The organism is Carnobacterium sp. FSL W8-0810, from assembly GCF_038007125.1.
GTDB classification, from domain to species: domain Bacteria; phylum Bacillota; class Bacilli; order Lactobacillales; family Carnobacteriaceae; genus Carnobacterium_B; species Carnobacterium_B inhibens.
Map to the genome: position 1 here is coordinate 1,429,023 of NZ_JBBOWO010000001.1, position 15,383 is coordinate 1,444,405.

The following is a 15,383-nucleotide window of genomic DNA, read 5'->3' on the forward strand; positions in this document are numbered from 1 at the left end:
ATGATAGAACGTTACACAAGACCCGAAATGGCGGCCATCTGGTCAGATGAGAATCGCTACAATACATGGTTGGAAGTTGAAATCTTAGCAGTTGAAGCTTGGGCTGAACTAGGAGATATTCCTAAAAAAGATGTTGAAAAAATTCGTGAGCATGCTTCATTTGAAGTAGATCGTATTTTAGAGATAGAAAAAGAAACACGCCACGACGTCGTAGCCTTTACGCGTGCTGTTTCTGAATCTTTAGGAGAAGAACGCAAGTGGGTTCATTATGGATTGACTAGTACAGATGTTGTAGATACAGCTTATGGATACCAATTGAAACAGGTTAATGACGTATTGCGTCAAGATCTTCAAAACTTTTTAGAAATCATTGGTGAAAAAGCTAAAGAACATAAAAATACTGTCATGATGGGTAGAACACATGGGGTACATGCTGAACCAACAACATTTGGTTTGAAGCTAGCTCTTTGGTATTCAGAAATGAAACGCAATATTGAACGTTTTGAACATGCAGCAAAAGGCGTGGAAGCAGGAAAAATCAGCGGAGCAGTAGGAACATTCGCTAATGTCCCAACTTTTGTTGAAAAGTATGTCTGTGAACAATTAGGAACGAGAGCTCAAGAAATATCGACTCAAGTTCTTCCTCGGGACTTGCATGCTGAATATGTCGCTGCAATGTCATTGATAGCAACTAGTATCGAAAAATTTGCTACTGAAATTCGTGGACTGCAAAAATCTGAAACACGCGAAGTTGAAGAATTCTTTGCAAAAGGTCAAAAAGGATCTTCTGCTATGCCGCATAAGCGCAATCCCATTGGGTCTGAAAATGTAACAGGATTGGCTCGTGTGATTAGAGGTCATATGATGACAGCATACGAAAACGTTACATTATGGCATGAACGAGATATTTCTCATTCATCAGCAGAACGCATTATTTTACCTGATTCAACTATTTTGTTGAATTATATGTTAAACCGTTTTGGAACAATCGTTAAAAATCTAACCGTTTTTCCAGAGAATATGAAACGCAATATGGATGCTACTTTTGGTCTGATTTACAGCCAACGTGTATTGCTTAAACTGATTGATAAAGGACTGAGCCGTGAAGCCGCTTATGATCTTATTCAACCGAAAACAGCTATTTCATGGGATGAACAAGTATTATTCCGTCCGTTGCTTGAAGAAGATGCGGAAATCATGTCTGTATTAACTACAGAAGACTTAGATGATGCTTTTGATTATCATTATCATTTGAAAAACGTAGACGAAATTTTCCAAAGAGTTGGATTAGACTAGACTTTTTATAACTTTGGAAAATAAAATAAATAAGTAGAAACAGCATAGGAGGCTTTGTTTGAATCCTATGCTATTTTTATACTCTAAAAAATGAACAGGAGGGAGAAAATGGGAATTGGAAAATTGAAAGTTGTGATTGCCATGTTGTTATTTGGATCGATTGGATTGATGGTAAAAAATATTGAGTTGACTTCAAGCGAAATTGCACTTTATCGGGGAGTTCTTGGGAGTTTATTTCTGTTGATATTCTCTCTCTTCAAGAAAAAAAAGATTTCAATTGCAGTATTAAAAAGTAATGCGGTACCACTGCTCGTTTCGGGGGCTGCTATTGGGCTAAATTGGATTTTATTATTTGAAGCGTATAACTATACGACGATTGCTAATGCTACATTAAGTTATTATTTTGCACCAGTTATCGTAATGATCGTTTCGCCGTTTTTATTGAAGGAAAAGTTACTTCCAAGCAAAGTTGTTAGTATTTTGGTGGCTATGTCTGGGATGTTTTTGATCGTAGGAACTGGTGCACAAACAACTGAAACTTACAATCACACAGTAGGAATCGTATATGGCTTAGGAGCAGCTATCTTATATGCGAGCGTGATCTTGATAAACAAATTTTTGAAAAATTTAAGTAGTTTAGAAAGTACCATGATTCAACTGATGGTAGCATCTATCACGTTAGCGCCTTATGTCCTTTTTACAAGAGGATTTAACTTAGGAGCAATCGCGATTCAATCTATCCCTTATCTCATCATTTTAGGAATCGTTCATACTGGATTAGCTTATGTGTTGTATTTTTCAGCAATGCAAACTTTGAAGAGTCAAACAGTTGCTCTTTTAAGCTATATTGATCCTGTTTCAGCGGTAATATTGTCTGCGCTTTTCTTAGGAGAAGCAATGAACGGAGTACAAATCATTGGAGGAGTATTAATATTAGGCTCAACTGTTATTGGTGGGCTAAAATGGCCTAAAAAAGAAACAGCTGTGATAAAAGAAAAATAGAATGACAGTGTTTTTTTATCTATTCAATTATTTAAGGTCCGCTTAAAATAAAGCGGACCTTAGGATGGGGGATCTTTACAGTATAAAACGTAAAGAAAATAGTTTCTGTTTGGTACACCGTTAGTATACCAACCCTATATGAATTCTATGTAAATGTTTAATATAAGTTGAGTAAATTTTTCTAATAAATAGGAACTCATAAAAAATTTGTTGTAGAATAGAAAGAGAAACAAACTTGAAGTTAAACAAGATCCATTCTATAATTGGTATATGTATTACGTTGGTATAGGAAAAATTTAAAACAGGTAGGTGGAAAAAATTGTCTAAACCTAAAAAGCTAGTAGAGACAGTTTATCAGTACAGTAAAGATCAGATACTAACCAAACAATGGCTACCTCAAACACATATTACAGAAATTGGACTGTCTAAAAAATTAGGGATTAGTCGAACGCCGATTCGACAAGCTTTTTTAAGGTTAGAAGAAGAAGGATACATAGCAATTGAGCCCAATAAAGGAATCAGAATTTGTGAAAATCAAATTTCTTTGCAAGGATTTCAAGAAAGATTAGAGTTTATGGAGTTAATACTTATTGATTATCTACATTTTTTACAAATAAAAGAAATTCAATTTGATGCAACTACCTTAGAAGAGATAGTAGATCGATTAAAAAAGCAAGCTTATGTAAGAGAGTTTGAAGTATTTTCATCGATCGAATTTGAGTATTGGAAAAGTCTTTATCGGTATGCCAAAAACACTTACACAACTTCCTTATTTATGGAAATGATACGCAGTATAAACGGTCAGACCAATGAAGAAATAAAAGGCTTTTTACAAATTAGTCAAGCAACAAAAGTAAAACATTTTAACAACATCCTAAGTTTATTAAAAAGTAATAATTATGCCCTAGCCAGAAAAGAAGTACGGATTCTGATCAATCAACTTAGTTTGATTGCTATCCAAGGGATTTAAGTGAATTAACCAGACAAAAAAGATTCCTTTTTAAGAGTCTTTTTTTGTTTTTATTATTCTTCATTTGAAACTGTTCATTTAGTACTCGAGGAGCCACTTTTTATGGTAGAATTATTCTTGAGAAATTATGCAAAACTTTAAAAAGTTTTGATAGACTAGTGGAGTCCAAATCCTATTTTTTTCGTATGAAATGGGATGTTACAAGAAGAGAGGATGTAAAAAATTGGTATTACGAGATGATTTATTAAATGGAATGAATCCAAGACAAAAAGATGCAGTTGTATGCACACAAGGCCCTCTTTTGATCATGGCTGGAGCAGGTAGTGGAAAAACTCGTGTCTTAACACACCGTATTGCCTATTTGATTGAAGAAAAAAATGTGAATCCTTGGAATATTTTAGCCATTACATTTACAAATAAAGCTGCTAAAGAAATGAAAGAACGGGTAACACGTCTTATGAAAGAAGGCGGAAGCGATGTTTGGGTCTCAACTTTCCACTCAATGTGTGTGCGTATTTTACGTCGTGACATCGATCGCATCGGTTATACGCGAGCATTTACGATCAGTGATCCAAGTGAGCAGCAAACATTAATGAAACGCATCTTAAAAGAACGAAATATCGATCCTAAAAAATATAATCCAAGAGCTATCCTAGGAGAAATCAGCAATGCAAAAAATGAATTGCAGACTCCAGAAGATTACCGTAAAGAAGCTGCAAGCTTTTTTGAAAAAATCGTGGCAGATTGTTACGACGATTATCAAAGAGAGTTGCGAAGAAACCAATCAGTCGATTTTGATGACTTGATCATGTTGACGATTCGCTTATTCAAAGAAAGTCCTGAAACATTAGAGTACTACCAAAATAAATTTCACTATATCCATGTCGATGAATACCAAGATACAAATGAAGCGCAATACACTTTAGTAAATCTATTAGCTGAACGCTTTAAAAATCTATGCGTTGTCGGAGATGCTGACCAAAGTATTTACGGATGGCGTGGTGCAAATATGGAGAATATTTTGAACTTCGAAAAAGATTACCCAGATGCGAATACAGTCTTATTGGAACAAAATTATCGTTCGACTAAGCTGATTTTACAAGCCGCTAATGATGTGATCGGGAATAATTCCAACCGTAAAGTGAAAAAACTTTGGACAGATAACCATGATGGTGAAAAAATCACTTATTATCGTGGGCAATCTGAAGGCGATGAATCACGTTACGTTATTTCTAAGATACAAGAAGAAATGAAAGAAAGTAACTACAATTATGGTGATTTTGCAGTTCTTTACCGCACTAACGCTCAATCTCGTGTGATTGAAGATAGTTTACTAAAATCAAACATTCCCTATAAAATGGTTGGCGGACACAAATTCTATGATCGTAAAGAAATTAGAGATGTACTGGCGTATCTTCGCTTAATTGCCAATCCTGAAGACAATATGAGTTTTGAACGAATCGTCAATGTGCCCAAACGAGGCATTGGTCCAGGAACGATTGAAAAATTAAGAGCTTCTTCTAATCAATACGAATGGTCTCTTTTAGAAACAGCTTTGAACGTTTCAATTACACCAATTTCTGGTAAAGCAGCTAATGAACTTGAAGGATTTGCTTTCATGATGAAAGATCTGCGTCAAATGCAGGAATTTGTGCCAGTTACAGAACTAGTTCAAGAAGTATTAAAACGCAGCGGCTATCAAAAAGCATTAGAATTAGAACGCACAATCGAATCTGAAACACGACTAGAAAACATTCAAGAATTCTTAACCGTAACTCAACAATTTGAAAAAGAAAACACAGAAGACAAAACCTTATTGACATTCTTAACAGACTTGGCATTGGTTTCTGATTTGGATAATTTAGAAGAAGAACCTCAAAGTGAAGTGACCTTGATGACTCTTCACGCAGCAAAAGGACTAGAATTTCCAATTGTTTTCTTGATTGGTCTGGAAGAAGGTATTTTCCCGTTGTCTCGTTCGATGATGGAAGAAGACCAACTAGAAGAAGAACGCCGTTTAGCCTATGTTGGGATCACACGTGCAGAGAAAAAATTATATATTACAAATGCTTATTCACGGGTTTTATATGGCCGTACTCAAAGCAACTCTGCCTCTCGATTTATCAATGAAATCACGGATGAAGTTTTAGAACTAGGTAATCAACAAAATATTAATACACCATTTAGCCGTTCAACAACCAGTTCTATGCAACGTAATCAAGCAACTCGTGCTACTAGCCAAGTTTACAAAGCTCCAGTGACAAGTAAAACGTCAAGTGGAGCTGACAAATTAGGATGGAATGTCGGAGATAAAGCCGTTCATAAAAAATGGGGCGTTGGTACAGTCGTCAAGGTTACCGGTACAGCAAATGACCTCCAACTTGATATAGCCTTTAAAGAACAAGGCATCAAACGCCTACTAGCAGCATTTGCACCAATAGAAAAACAGGATGCGTAGAGACCCTGAAAGACACGCAGCGATTTTAAAAAATTGAAAGCAAGAGCATCTCGCGCATTGCGTCAATTTTTGGAATAGCCCAGTGTCTGGGAAGTTCAGCTCAACTTACAGGATGCGTAAAGACACTGAAAGACACTGAAAGACACCCTGAAAGACACCCAGTAAAAACAGGGAATCACAGAGAAGATGTTTCATCTTCGGAGGGATTCATCTTTTTTACACAGTGTCTGGGGCTCGTAGCTCAACTACAAGGTGCGAAAAACGACGTTTAGGCTCACAAGAAAAACATTTAGTCGCTGTTGGATGTTTCAACTTTACAGCGACTTCAAGAGAGAAGCGTAGCGACGTTCTAATAATTTCGTAGAGGATGTCACATCCTCGCAGAGATTCTGTTTTTTCCGAGAGACTGTCGTTTGCACCCCAATTAAAACAGGATGCGGAACTTCCCGTTAATCTACTAATAAGAAAATACAAAATGATCAGAGGAAAGGAATTAGGGGTATGCCTACACAAGATTTTGAATCTGCGAAACAAAGGGTATTTGATTTGCGAACGTTATTAGATAAATACAGTTATGAATATTATGTAAAGGATAATCCATCTATTCCAGACTCAGACTATGACAAGCTGTATCATGAACTCGTAGCTTTGGAAGAAGAATTTCCAGACTTAGTCAGCAATGACTCTCCCACTCAGCGTGTTGGAGGAACGATTTTACCTGGATTTGAAAAAGTTGTTCATGAAGCACCTATGTTAAGCTTAGGAAATGCCTTTAACGAAGGAGATTTACTTGATTTTGATCGACGCATCAAAAAACTAACGGATCAACCCTTCAGCTATATTTGTGAATTGAAAATTGATGGATTAGCAGTGTCGTTAAAGTACGAAAATGGAAAACTTGTACGTGCAGCAACACGTGGAGACGGAACTGTTGGAGAAAACGTGACCCAAAATGTACGTACGATCAAATCTGTTCCTTTACGTTTGAAGCAACCTTATTCTATTGAAGTTCGAGGCGAATGCTATATGCCTAAAGATTCCTTTATCAAATTGAATCAAGAACGAGAAGAAAACGGAGAAGCTATTTTTGCAAATCCACGTAATGCCGCAGCAGGCGGGTTGCGTAATCTTGATCCAAAACAAACAGCCAAACGGAATTTAAATACCTTTTTATATACGGTAGGCGATTTTGGTGAACTGACTGCGGCCAGTCAAGAAGATGCACTCAATCAATTAGATGGCTTAGGGCTTCGTACCAATCACGACCGTAGAGTATTCCAAACGATTGAAGAAGTATGGCAGTACACGCAAGAATTTCAAGAAAAAAGATCTGCTTTGCCTTATGAGATCGATGGAATTGTGATTAAAGTAAATGAGTTTGAAGTTCAAGAAAAAGTTGGGTTTACAGTAAAAGCTCCACGATGGGCGATTGCCTATAAATTTCCTGCTGAAGAAGCTCATACTATCATACGCGATATTGAATGGTCAGTTGGACGAACAGGTGTCGTTACACCAACCGCTATCATGGACCCAGTTCAGTTAGCTGGGACAACCGTTCAACGCGCAAGTTTGCATAACGAAGATTTGATACATGAACGAGACATTCGATTGCTAGATACTGTTGTCGTTCATAAAGCTGGAGACATTATTCCAGAAGTGACTCGTGTCGTGTTGGATGAACGTCCTTCAGACAGCCAACCCTACGAAATTCCTACTCATTGCCCAGCTTGTGACAGTGAACTGATCCATTTAGAAGAAGAAGTAGCTTTGCGTTGCATGAACCCTAAATGCCCGGCTCAAATTACAGAAGGACTTTCTCATTTTGTTTCTCGAAATGCTATGAATATTGATGGATTAGGCATCAAGGTTTTATTGCAAATGTTTGAAAAAGAAATGGTGCATGATGTAGCTGATCTTTACACATTAACGTTCAATCAACTCGTTACATTAGATAAAATTAAAGAAAAGTCAGCTAATAATTTACTAACAGCCATTGATGCTAGCCGTAGCAATTCATTAGAAAGATTATTGTTTGGCCTAGGCATCCGACATGTAGGAGCAAAAGCGGCTAAATTAATTGCCGAACGATTTGAGACGATTGAAGCTGTACAACAAGCAGAAAAAGAAGCTATCATTTCTATAGAAGGTATCGGAGAAATTATTGCCGAAAGTGTGGTAGCCTACTTTAGCTTGCCGGAAGTAACAGAATTGATCCAAGAATTGAAAAGCAGTCAAGTCAATATGACGTATTTAGGAAAGAAAAAAGAAGAAGTAGCGACAGTCGATTCTTACTTCAATGGAAAAACAGTCGTGTTAACAGGTAAATTGACTCATTTTACGCGAGAAGAAGCTAAAGAACGCATTGAAAATCTTGGGGGAAATGTTACAGGAAGCGTTTCTAAGAAAACAGATTTTATCGTTGCTGGAGAAGAAGCTGGTAGTAAATTAACAAAAGCAGAATCATTGAATATCCCCATTTGGGATGAAGATCAGTTATTGGAAACATTAGAAGGAGAGGAATAACTAAATGAACAAAAAAGCAATTGCTTTAATGGCTGCTTGTGCATTTTTGTTGAGTGCTTGTCAATCAGATGAGCCTGAAACAAAAGAAACAGAATCAGTTGGTGAGGAAACAGAAACAACAAGCCAATTATCAGGTGACTATTATAGTGCGATTATTACGGATGGAACGTATAAAACTAGTTTAAATAGAGGGGTCACATTAGGGTTAAATTCAACAGTAAACTTGAAAGCATTTGAAACAGGCTTGATGGAATTGTCGCAAGAGCATTTTTCACCAGATTCTTATTACTTTCAAGAGGGACAGTATATTACTACTGAAACAACTAATAATTGGTTGAATCGTGTAAGCGAAGATAATCCAGATGGGTTGAATCCTGAAGATAATGGAAAAGTAGAACCCGATGAACGAAACCCCATTTATTTAAACTCATTGTTAGAGCAGGATTACATGGTTCAAACAGATGATGGTTTTAAACTAGGTGGTATCTCTATCGGTCTAGCAATGAATAGTGTCGATTATTATAAAAAAGTACAATTTGGTGCCGAATCTGAAACAAAAATCTCTCAAGATAAGTTAGTAGAAGAAGGCAAAAAAATGGCTGATAAGATCGTTCAACATTTGCGCGAAACAGAAGGTGTTGGCGATATTCCAATCGTTGTAGGAATCTTTGAACAGTCTACAAAAGATAATTTAGCTGGTGGTGTTTACATTACTCAAGCTCAAAGTGATGACGGATCGACGAGTTTAACAGATTGGGAAACCATCAATCAAAAGAAAGTTATTTTTCCAACCAGCGGAGAAAGCAACGAATTATCCAGTTTTGAAAACTTTAAAGCTGAGATTGAAAGTTTCTTCCCTAATTTAAGCGGAGTAACGGCAGAAGCACTTTACACAGACGATCAAATTATGAATATGAAAGTATCCATCAATACACAATTTTATGGAGAAAGTGAAATTATTGCTTTTACTCAGCATGTTTCTGAGAAAGCATCTTCTTATCTATTGCCAAATATTCCAATTGAGATCACGATAAAATCGATTAACGGAACCGAAGCTTTCTTAGCTCGAGAAGCAGGAGAAACCCAATTCTACACACATGTATTTGATTAGGATGCGGAGCACGCCGTTTAGACTTGACAGAAAAACAAGAAATTCCCGCAAGAGGTCAAAACCTCGAGGATAATTTCATCTTTTTTCCTAGAAGATGAGACACGCAACTCAACTAAACAGGCTGCCAAGTGGCTCGTTTATCGTTATTAAGAAAATAAAAGTCGAAGTCTTCCATTTTTTTGGGAGGCTTTTATTTTTCTTGGAGAGATTTACCTCAATCGTTTTGTATTGATTAGTAATCAAAAATTTTATTAGTGTGAATATCTTATAGATTAATATTATAAAAATAAAATACTATTAGACAAATAAAAAAAGACCTGTTATGATAAGTTTATATAAGCGCTTACACAAAATGATGAATTTTGTGGAGGGATAGAAGTGAATTTAGATTGGATAAAAGTTCGTTCGTTATTAAAGCCTAATAGTACAGCTTTGGTTGACCCGTTAAAAGCTACATGTGTGGTTAATAAATTAACAAAATAAAAAAAATGCGGCTAGGATAATATTTCCTTAGCCGCATTTTTTTACATTAGTTCGTTAACAAAAAATGATGTTACTTCTCGCATCGTGTTTGTTTTTACCAAATGCACTTCGTCTTCGTCCGTAAAGTGAATATTGGACAAATCCTTTTGTTCTTCTGCAAAATCAGCAGCGTGTTGATACGGCACAATTTTATCTTGTTTCCCATGCCAGATAAATAATGGTCGGCCTTTTAAAGTTTCTGGGTGTAACGACAAATCATAATTTGGGATCCAGTTCAATAATTCATAATAGTCCTGCGGCAAGTATCGGTTTAACCTTTCGGCATGTTCTACAATGCGTTCTTGATAAGCTAGTAATTTGGGCGAACCCATCAAGCAAGCTGCTGCTTTAATTTCAGGATGATGGGTCAATAAGGCACATGTCGTTATGCCACCCATCGATGTTCCACCAACCCCAATCACGTCATCCACAAAACCAATCTTACGAAAGTAATCAATGATAAACCCAAATTCAAATAAATTCGTTTGAATACTTTGCCAAAAAGTTAAAGAAGGGATTTTTGAAACTGGCTGCTTTCTCGCCCCATGGTTCATGGCATCAGGTAACAGTACCCGAAACCCTTGGTGTGCTAAATAGCGTGCTTGAGTCAAATTCAATTCTTTTGATGATTGCCAACCATGATAATAAATGACCAACGGCAATAGATCGTTTCGCTGTTTCCTTGGTACGACTTCCAGTAACGGTATAGTTCCTAATGTTCTTTTTCGAATGGTTATTTCCATTTTATCCACCTCAAAGCTATCCTATCAAACTATTGTTACGAAGTGAAGCGAATTTAAATTAGATTTAAGATACAGCATATAAGTGGTTTATGGTATTATAGTAAGGGAGTTTGAACTAAGAGAATTTATTCAAAGAAAGCGAGTGAACAAACCGATGGCTATTACTGAAGAGGACGTAAAACACGTCGCAAAATTAGCAAAACTAGAAATTAGTGATAAAGGTATTGCCCATTTCACAGAGCAAATGGATGCAATCATAGATATGGTTGAACATTTAGATGAGTTAGATACTGAAAATGTACCAGTAATGGTTCATGGCTTGCGTACTTACAATGTGATGCGTGAAGATAAAGCCGTTCAAGGAACAGATCGTGACTTGTTGTTTAAGAACGTTAAAGAAGAAAAAGACGGCTTAATTAAAGTTCCTGCAATAATGGACAATGGGGAGGCAGGAGCATAATATGAAAATAGCAGATTACTCAGTAGAAGAATTGCATGAGTTACTTGTAAAAAAAGAAGTAACCGCTCAAGAAGTAGTAAAAGCTGTATTTGAACGCATCAATGAAACAGAAGAAAAAATTGGAGCTTTCATTACATTGACCGAAGAAGAAGCTCTTGAACAAGCGCGTAAAGTAGATGAAGAAGGTATTGATCCTGCAAATATTCTTTCAGGAATTCCAATCGGGATCAAAGATAATATCGTAACTGAAGGTACACGCACAACAGCAGCTAGTAAAATTTTGGAAGACTTTGTGCCAATTTATGACGCAACAGTGACGAAAAAAGTAAAAGAAGCAAACATGATCTCAGTTGGGAAACTAAACATGGATGAATTCGCTATGGGAGGAAGTACAGAAACTTCTTATTACAAATTAACTCACAACCCATGGAATCTTGATAAAGTACCAGGTGGTTCTTCAGGCGGTTCTGCAGCAGCAGTAGCAGCAGGTCAAATCCCTGTCTCTTTAGGTACAGATACGGGTGGATCAATCCGTCAACCGGCAGCATTTAACGGAATCGTTGGGATGAAACCAACTTACGGCCGTGTGTCACGTTTTGGTTTGATTGCTTTTGGATCAAGTTTGGACCAAATTGGACCATTTACACGTACTGTTAAAGATAATGCATTAGTATTAAATGCCATCAGCGGACATGATGTGAATGACTCTATGAGTTATGAAGGAGAAGTTCCAGACTTTGCTTCTGATATCGAATCTGGCGTTAAAGGAATGAAAATCGGTGTTCCAACAGAATACTTGAATGAAAAAGGCTTGGAAGAAGGCGTGAAAGAAGCTGTTCTTAAGGCTATCGAGACCTTTAAATCATTAGGAGCTACTGTTGAAGAAGTCAGCTTGCCGCATTCAAAATACGGTGTACCGGCTTACTATATCATCGCGTCTTCTGAAGCTTCTTCAAACTTGCAACGTTTTGACGGCGTTCGCTATGGTTACCGTTCTCCAGAAGCTAAAACACTTGAAGAAGTTTTCGTGAAATCACGTACAGAAGGTTTTGGAATGGAAGTCAAACGACGTATCATGCTTGGAACGTTCTCATTAAGTTCAGGATTTTATGATGCTCACTTTAAAAAAGCTGGACAAACTAGAACGTTGATCAGACAAGACTTTGATAACGTGTTTAAAGAGTACGATTTAATTTTAGGACCAACAACACCAACTACAGCCTTTGGAATTGGCGAGCAAATCGATGATCCAATTGCAATGTACCTAAGCGATATTTTAACAGTACCCGTTAATTTAGCAGGCGTACCGGCTATCTCTATTCCTTGCGGTTTCTCAAATGATCTGCCAGTTGGTCTGCAATTGATCGGAAAACATTTCGATGAGCAAACGATTTATAAAGCGGCTTACGCTTTTGAACAAGCAACTGACTTTCATAAAGAAAAACCAAATTTGTAGGAGGAGAGAATCGATATGAACTTTGAAACAGTAATCGGACTAGAAGTCCACGTAGAATTAAAAACCGACTCAAAAATGTTCTCACCTGCTCCAGCTCACTTTGGTGCAGAACCAAACACAAATACAAACGTTATCGACTGGGGTTACCCAGGCGTTTTACCCGTTATCAATAAAGGCGCGATTGAATTTGGGATGAAAGCTGCTATGGCTTTGAATTGTGAAATTTCACAAGATACTAAATTTGACCGTAAAAACTATTTTTATCCGGATAATCCAAAAGCTTACCAAATTTCACAATTTGACCAACCAATCGGACATGATGGCTGGATCGAAATCGAAGTGGATGGCAAGAAAAAGAAAATCCGCATCGAACGTGTTCATTTAGAAGAAGACGCTGGGAAAAATACCCACGGAACAGATGGTTATTCTTACGTTGACTTGAACCGTCAAGGAACGCCATTGATCGAAATCGTATCAGAAGCAGATATGCGTTCACCTGAAGAAGCATATGCTTATTTAGAAGCTATTAAGCAAATCGTTCAATACACAGGCGTTAGTGATGTGAAAATGGAAGAAGGCTCAATGCGTTGTGATGCTAATATTTCTATCCGTCCAATCGGACAAGAAAAATTTGGAACAAAAACAGAATTGAAAAACTTAAATTCATTTAACTTTGTCCGTCGCGGATTGGCATTTGAAGAAAAACGCCAAGAAAAAGTTCTTTTATCTGGCGGAGTAATCCAACAAGAAACAAGACGTTACGATGAAGCAACTGGAGACACTCTTTTGATGCGTGTCAAAGAAGGTTCAAGCGATTATCGTTATTTCCCTGAACCGGATCTGCCAAATATCGTAATTGATGAAGCTTGGATCGAACGCGTGAAAGCTACTATTCCAGAAATGCCTAAAGATCGCCGTATCCGTTACATCAGCGAATTAGGATTGCCGGAATATGATGCAATGGTCTTGACTGCTACAAAAGAAATGTCTGATTTCTTTGAAGGCACATTAGCCAATGGAGCAGATGCAAAACAAGCATCTAACTGGTTGATGGGTGAAGTTTCAGCTTATTTGAACAGTGAAAAACTAGAATTGCATGAGACTAAACTGACTCCTGAAAACCTTGCGGGTATGATCAAATTAATAGCAGATGGAACAATCAGTTCAAAAATGGCTAAAAAAGTATTCCGCGAATTGATCCTAAATGGTGGAGACGCTCAAGGAGTCGTTGAAGCAAACGGGTGGGTTCAATTAAGCGATCCGGCTAAATTATTACCGATCATCAATGATATCTTAGATAAAAATGCACAATCCATTGAAGATTTCAAAAACGGAAAAGATCGTGCTGTTGGTTTCTTAGTTGGACAAATTATGAAAGCAACAAAAGGACAAGCTAATCCAGGAATCGTAAATAAACTATTAAATGATGAGTTGAGTAAACGCTAAGAGTTGGTGTGAAAGTAAAGGAGTAGTTTTATGCGAGCAAGAGTGATTTATAATCCCACTTCGGGTCGTGAAATCGTAAAAAAACATCTAGTAGAAATCTTTCAAATTTATGAAGAAGCAGGATATGAAACGAGTGCCTATGCGACAACTCCAGAACCCAATTCTGCTCGAAATGAAGCAGAAAGAGCAGCAAAAGCTGGATTTGATTTGATTGTAGCTGCTGGTGGAGATGGAACGATCAATGAAGTCGTAAATGGAATTGCTGGTTTGGAAAAAAGACCCAAACTGGCAATCATCCCTGCTGGAACAACGAATGATTATGCTAGAGCATTACACATCCCGAGAAATAATTTAGTCGAAGCAGCAAAAGTGATTCAAAAAGAGCAGTCTTTTTTCATGGATGTTGGAGAAGCTATAATGGGAGAAGACTTGTCTTATTTCATTAATATCGGCGGTGGCGGACAGTTAACAGAATTAACCTATGACGTGCCGTCACAATTAAAATCAGTATTTGGTTACTTAGCTTATTTTGTTAAAGGGGCAGAAGTGTTGCCGCGTATGAAGCCAATCCCGATGCACATTGAATACGATGATGGAATATTTGAAGGAGAAGCCACTATGTTTTTAGTGGCTCTTACCAATTCCATTGGTGGATTTGAGCAAATTGCACCTGACGCTTTATTGGACGATGGCAAATTCACGTTAATCATCGTAAAAACCTCCAATTTGGCGGATATGATGTATTTAGTGGCGCAAGTCTTGAATGGTGGAAAACACATTACGAATTCAAAAATTTTATACAAAAAAACAAGTAAAATTTTCGCACGTCCAGGCAATACATCTAAAATGATGATCAATTTGGATGGGGAATATGGTGGCGATGCACCTGTTACTTTTACAAACTTGCATCAACACATCGAAATCATTGCGTCAACGGATGATATTCAAAAAGCTGTTGATAAAAAAGATGAAAATGCCGAAAATGTAGAGGATGCCTTTATCAAAGAAGTGGAAGAATTGACGAACACCGATATCAATGGTGACGGTGAAATTCATTCTTCAAAAAAAGAAGCTCATGAGAAATAATGAGAAAACTTTGAAATGAGTAAGATTTTCTGTATAATAAAGAGTCAGTACCCAATCTTTTAGTTTTAAGATTTGGAAGGAACCAATTCATTGAAATGAAAAAGGTTCATACTAATAGTGTAGATTAGAATCATTAGATAATAACGTCTTTTTAATCCCATCCCGTTTAGCCGGTTGAGTCAGGAACACTCCCAGTTAAGTGGATGATAGAAAGTATCAAATATCTGGCGTACTAACTGACAAGGAGTGTGACAAAAAGTTATTAGAACCGAATATTCTGTAAAAAGAATGACGGTTGCGCTTTTTGAAA

The 15,383-nt window shown here is 37.1% G+C and carries 11 protein-coding genes; 10 read left to right on the forward strand and 1 reads right to left on the reverse strand.

Going from position 1 to position 15,383, the window contains the following annotated elements; genetic code table 11:
* The 6 genes from purB (at window position 1) to NST49_RS06955 (ending at window position 9,360) form a co-directional block, all read left to right on the forward strand.
* A complete protein-coding gene (gene purB / locus NST49_RS06930) occupies window positions 1-1,296 on the forward strand; it encodes an adenylosuccinate lyase (protein WP_023178526.1) in 1,296 nt (431 codons plus the stop codon).
* A gap of 108 nt (window positions 1,297-1,404) precedes the next feature.
* Complete coding sequence (locus NST49_RS06935) at window positions 1,405-2,298, forward strand: DMT family transporter (RefSeq protein ID WP_187948955.1); 894 nt, start codon at window positions 1,405-1,407, stop codon at window positions 2,296-2,298.
* 319 nt (window positions 2,299-2,617) lie between these two features.
* A complete protein-coding gene (locus NST49_RS06940; protein ID WP_341047672.1) occupies window positions 2,618-3,268 on the forward strand; it encodes a GntR family transcriptional regulator in 651 nt (216 codons plus the stop codon).
* 190 nt (window positions 3,269-3,458) lie between these two features.
* Window positions 3,459-5,726: a DNA helicase PcrA gene (gene pcrA / locus NST49_RS06945; RefSeq protein ID WP_445662722.1), complete on the forward strand. Its 2,268-nt coding sequence runs from the start codon at window positions 3,459-3,461 to the stop codon at window positions 5,724-5,726.
* 501 nt (window positions 5,727-6,227) lie between these two features.
* Entirely contained in the window at window positions 6,228-8,249 is a 2,022-nt protein-coding gene (gene ligA, locus NST49_RS06950) for an NAD-dependent DNA ligase LigA (protein ID WP_341047675.1), read from the forward strand.
* Window positions 8,250-8,253: 4 nt separating this feature from the next.
* The gene (locus tag NST49_RS06955) at window positions 8,254-9,360 is read left to right on the forward strand and encodes a CamS family sex pheromone protein (protein ID WP_023178517.1); all 1,107 of its coding nucleotides are present in this window, start codon (window positions 8,254-8,256) and stop codon (window positions 9,358-9,360) included.
* A 524-nt stretch (window positions 9,361-9,884) separates the two neighbouring features.
* Here NST49_RS06955 and NST49_RS06960 read toward each other — a convergent pair.
* Complete coding sequence (locus tag NST49_RS06960; protein ID WP_341047676.1) at window positions 9,885-10,625, reverse strand: alpha/beta fold hydrolase; 741 nt, start codon at window positions 10,623-10,625, stop codon at window positions 9,885-9,887.
* 154 nt (window positions 10,626-10,779) lie between these two features.
* On the opposite strand from NST49_RS06960, the gene gatC reads away from it, so the two are divergent.
* Genes gatC through NST49_RS06980 form a run of 4 tightly spaced genes read left to right on the forward strand, consistent with a single transcriptional unit; the run spans window position 10,780 to window position 15,073 of the window.
* A complete protein-coding gene (gene gatC, locus NST49_RS06965) occupies window positions 10,780-11,085 on the forward strand; it encodes an Asp-tRNA(Asn)/Glu-tRNA(Gln) amidotransferase subunit GatC (RefSeq protein ID WP_023178511.1) in 306 nt (101 codons plus the stop codon).
* A gap of 1 nt (window position 11,086) precedes the next feature.
* Entirely contained in the window at window positions 11,087-12,541 is a 1,455-nt protein-coding gene (gene gatA, locus NST49_RS06970) for an Asp-tRNA(Asn)/Glu-tRNA(Gln) amidotransferase subunit GatA (RefSeq protein WP_341047677.1), read from the forward strand.
* Window positions 12,542-12,556: 15 nt separating this feature from the next.
* Window positions 12,557-13,987, forward strand: coding sequence for an Asp-tRNA(Asn)/Glu-tRNA(Gln) amidotransferase subunit GatB (gene gatB, locus NST49_RS06975; RefSeq protein ID WP_301426634.1), 1,431 nt, complete (start codon window positions 12,557-12,559; stop codon window positions 13,985-13,987).
* A 30-nt stretch (window positions 13,988-14,017) separates the two neighbouring features.
* On the forward strand, window positions 14,018-15,073 hold the full coding sequence (locus NST49_RS06980; RefSeq protein WP_341047679.1) for a diacylglycerol kinase: 1,056 nt from the start codon (window positions 14,018-14,020) through the stop codon (window positions 15,071-15,073).
* Window positions 15,074-15,383: the final 310 nt, after the last annotated feature.

Excerpts from the sequence above, each read along its gene's own strand:
- purB (WP_023178526.1), top strand. The coding sequence starts at position 1 with ATGATAGAACGTTACACAAGACCCGAAATGGCGGCCATCTGGTCAGAT.
- NST49_RS06935 (WP_187948955.1), top strand. The coding sequence starts at position 1,405 with ATGGGAATTGGAAAATTGAAAGTTGTGATTGCCATGTTGTTATTTGGA.
- pcrA (WP_445662722.1), top strand. The coding sequence starts at position 3,459 with ATGGGATGTTACAAGAAGAGAGGATGTAAAAAATTGGTATTACGAGAT.
- ligA (WP_341047675.1), top strand. The coding sequence starts at position 6,228 with ATGCCTACACAAGATTTTGAATCTGCGAAACAAAGGGTATTTGATTTG.
- NST49_RS06955 (WP_023178517.1), top strand. The coding sequence starts at position 8,254 with ATGAACAAAAAAGCAATTGCTTTAATGGCTGCTTGTGCATTTTTGTTG.
- NST49_RS06960 (WP_341047676.1), bottom strand. The coding sequence starts at position 10,625 with ATGGAAATAACCATTCGAAAAAGAACATTAGGAACTATACCGTTACTG.
- gatC (WP_023178511.1), top strand. The coding sequence starts at position 10,780 with ATGGCTATTACTGAAGAGGACGTAAAACACGTCGCAAAATTAGCAAAA.
- gatA (WP_341047677.1), top strand. The coding sequence starts at position 11,087 with ATGAAAATAGCAGATTACTCAGTAGAAGAATTGCATGAGTTACTTGTA.
- gatB (WP_301426634.1), top strand. The coding sequence starts at position 12,557 with ATGAACTTTGAAACAGTAATCGGACTAGAAGTCCACGTAGAATTAAAA.
- NST49_RS06980 (WP_341047679.1), top strand. The coding sequence starts at position 14,018 with ATGCGAGCAAGAGTGATTTATAATCCCACTTCGGGTCGTGAAATCGTA.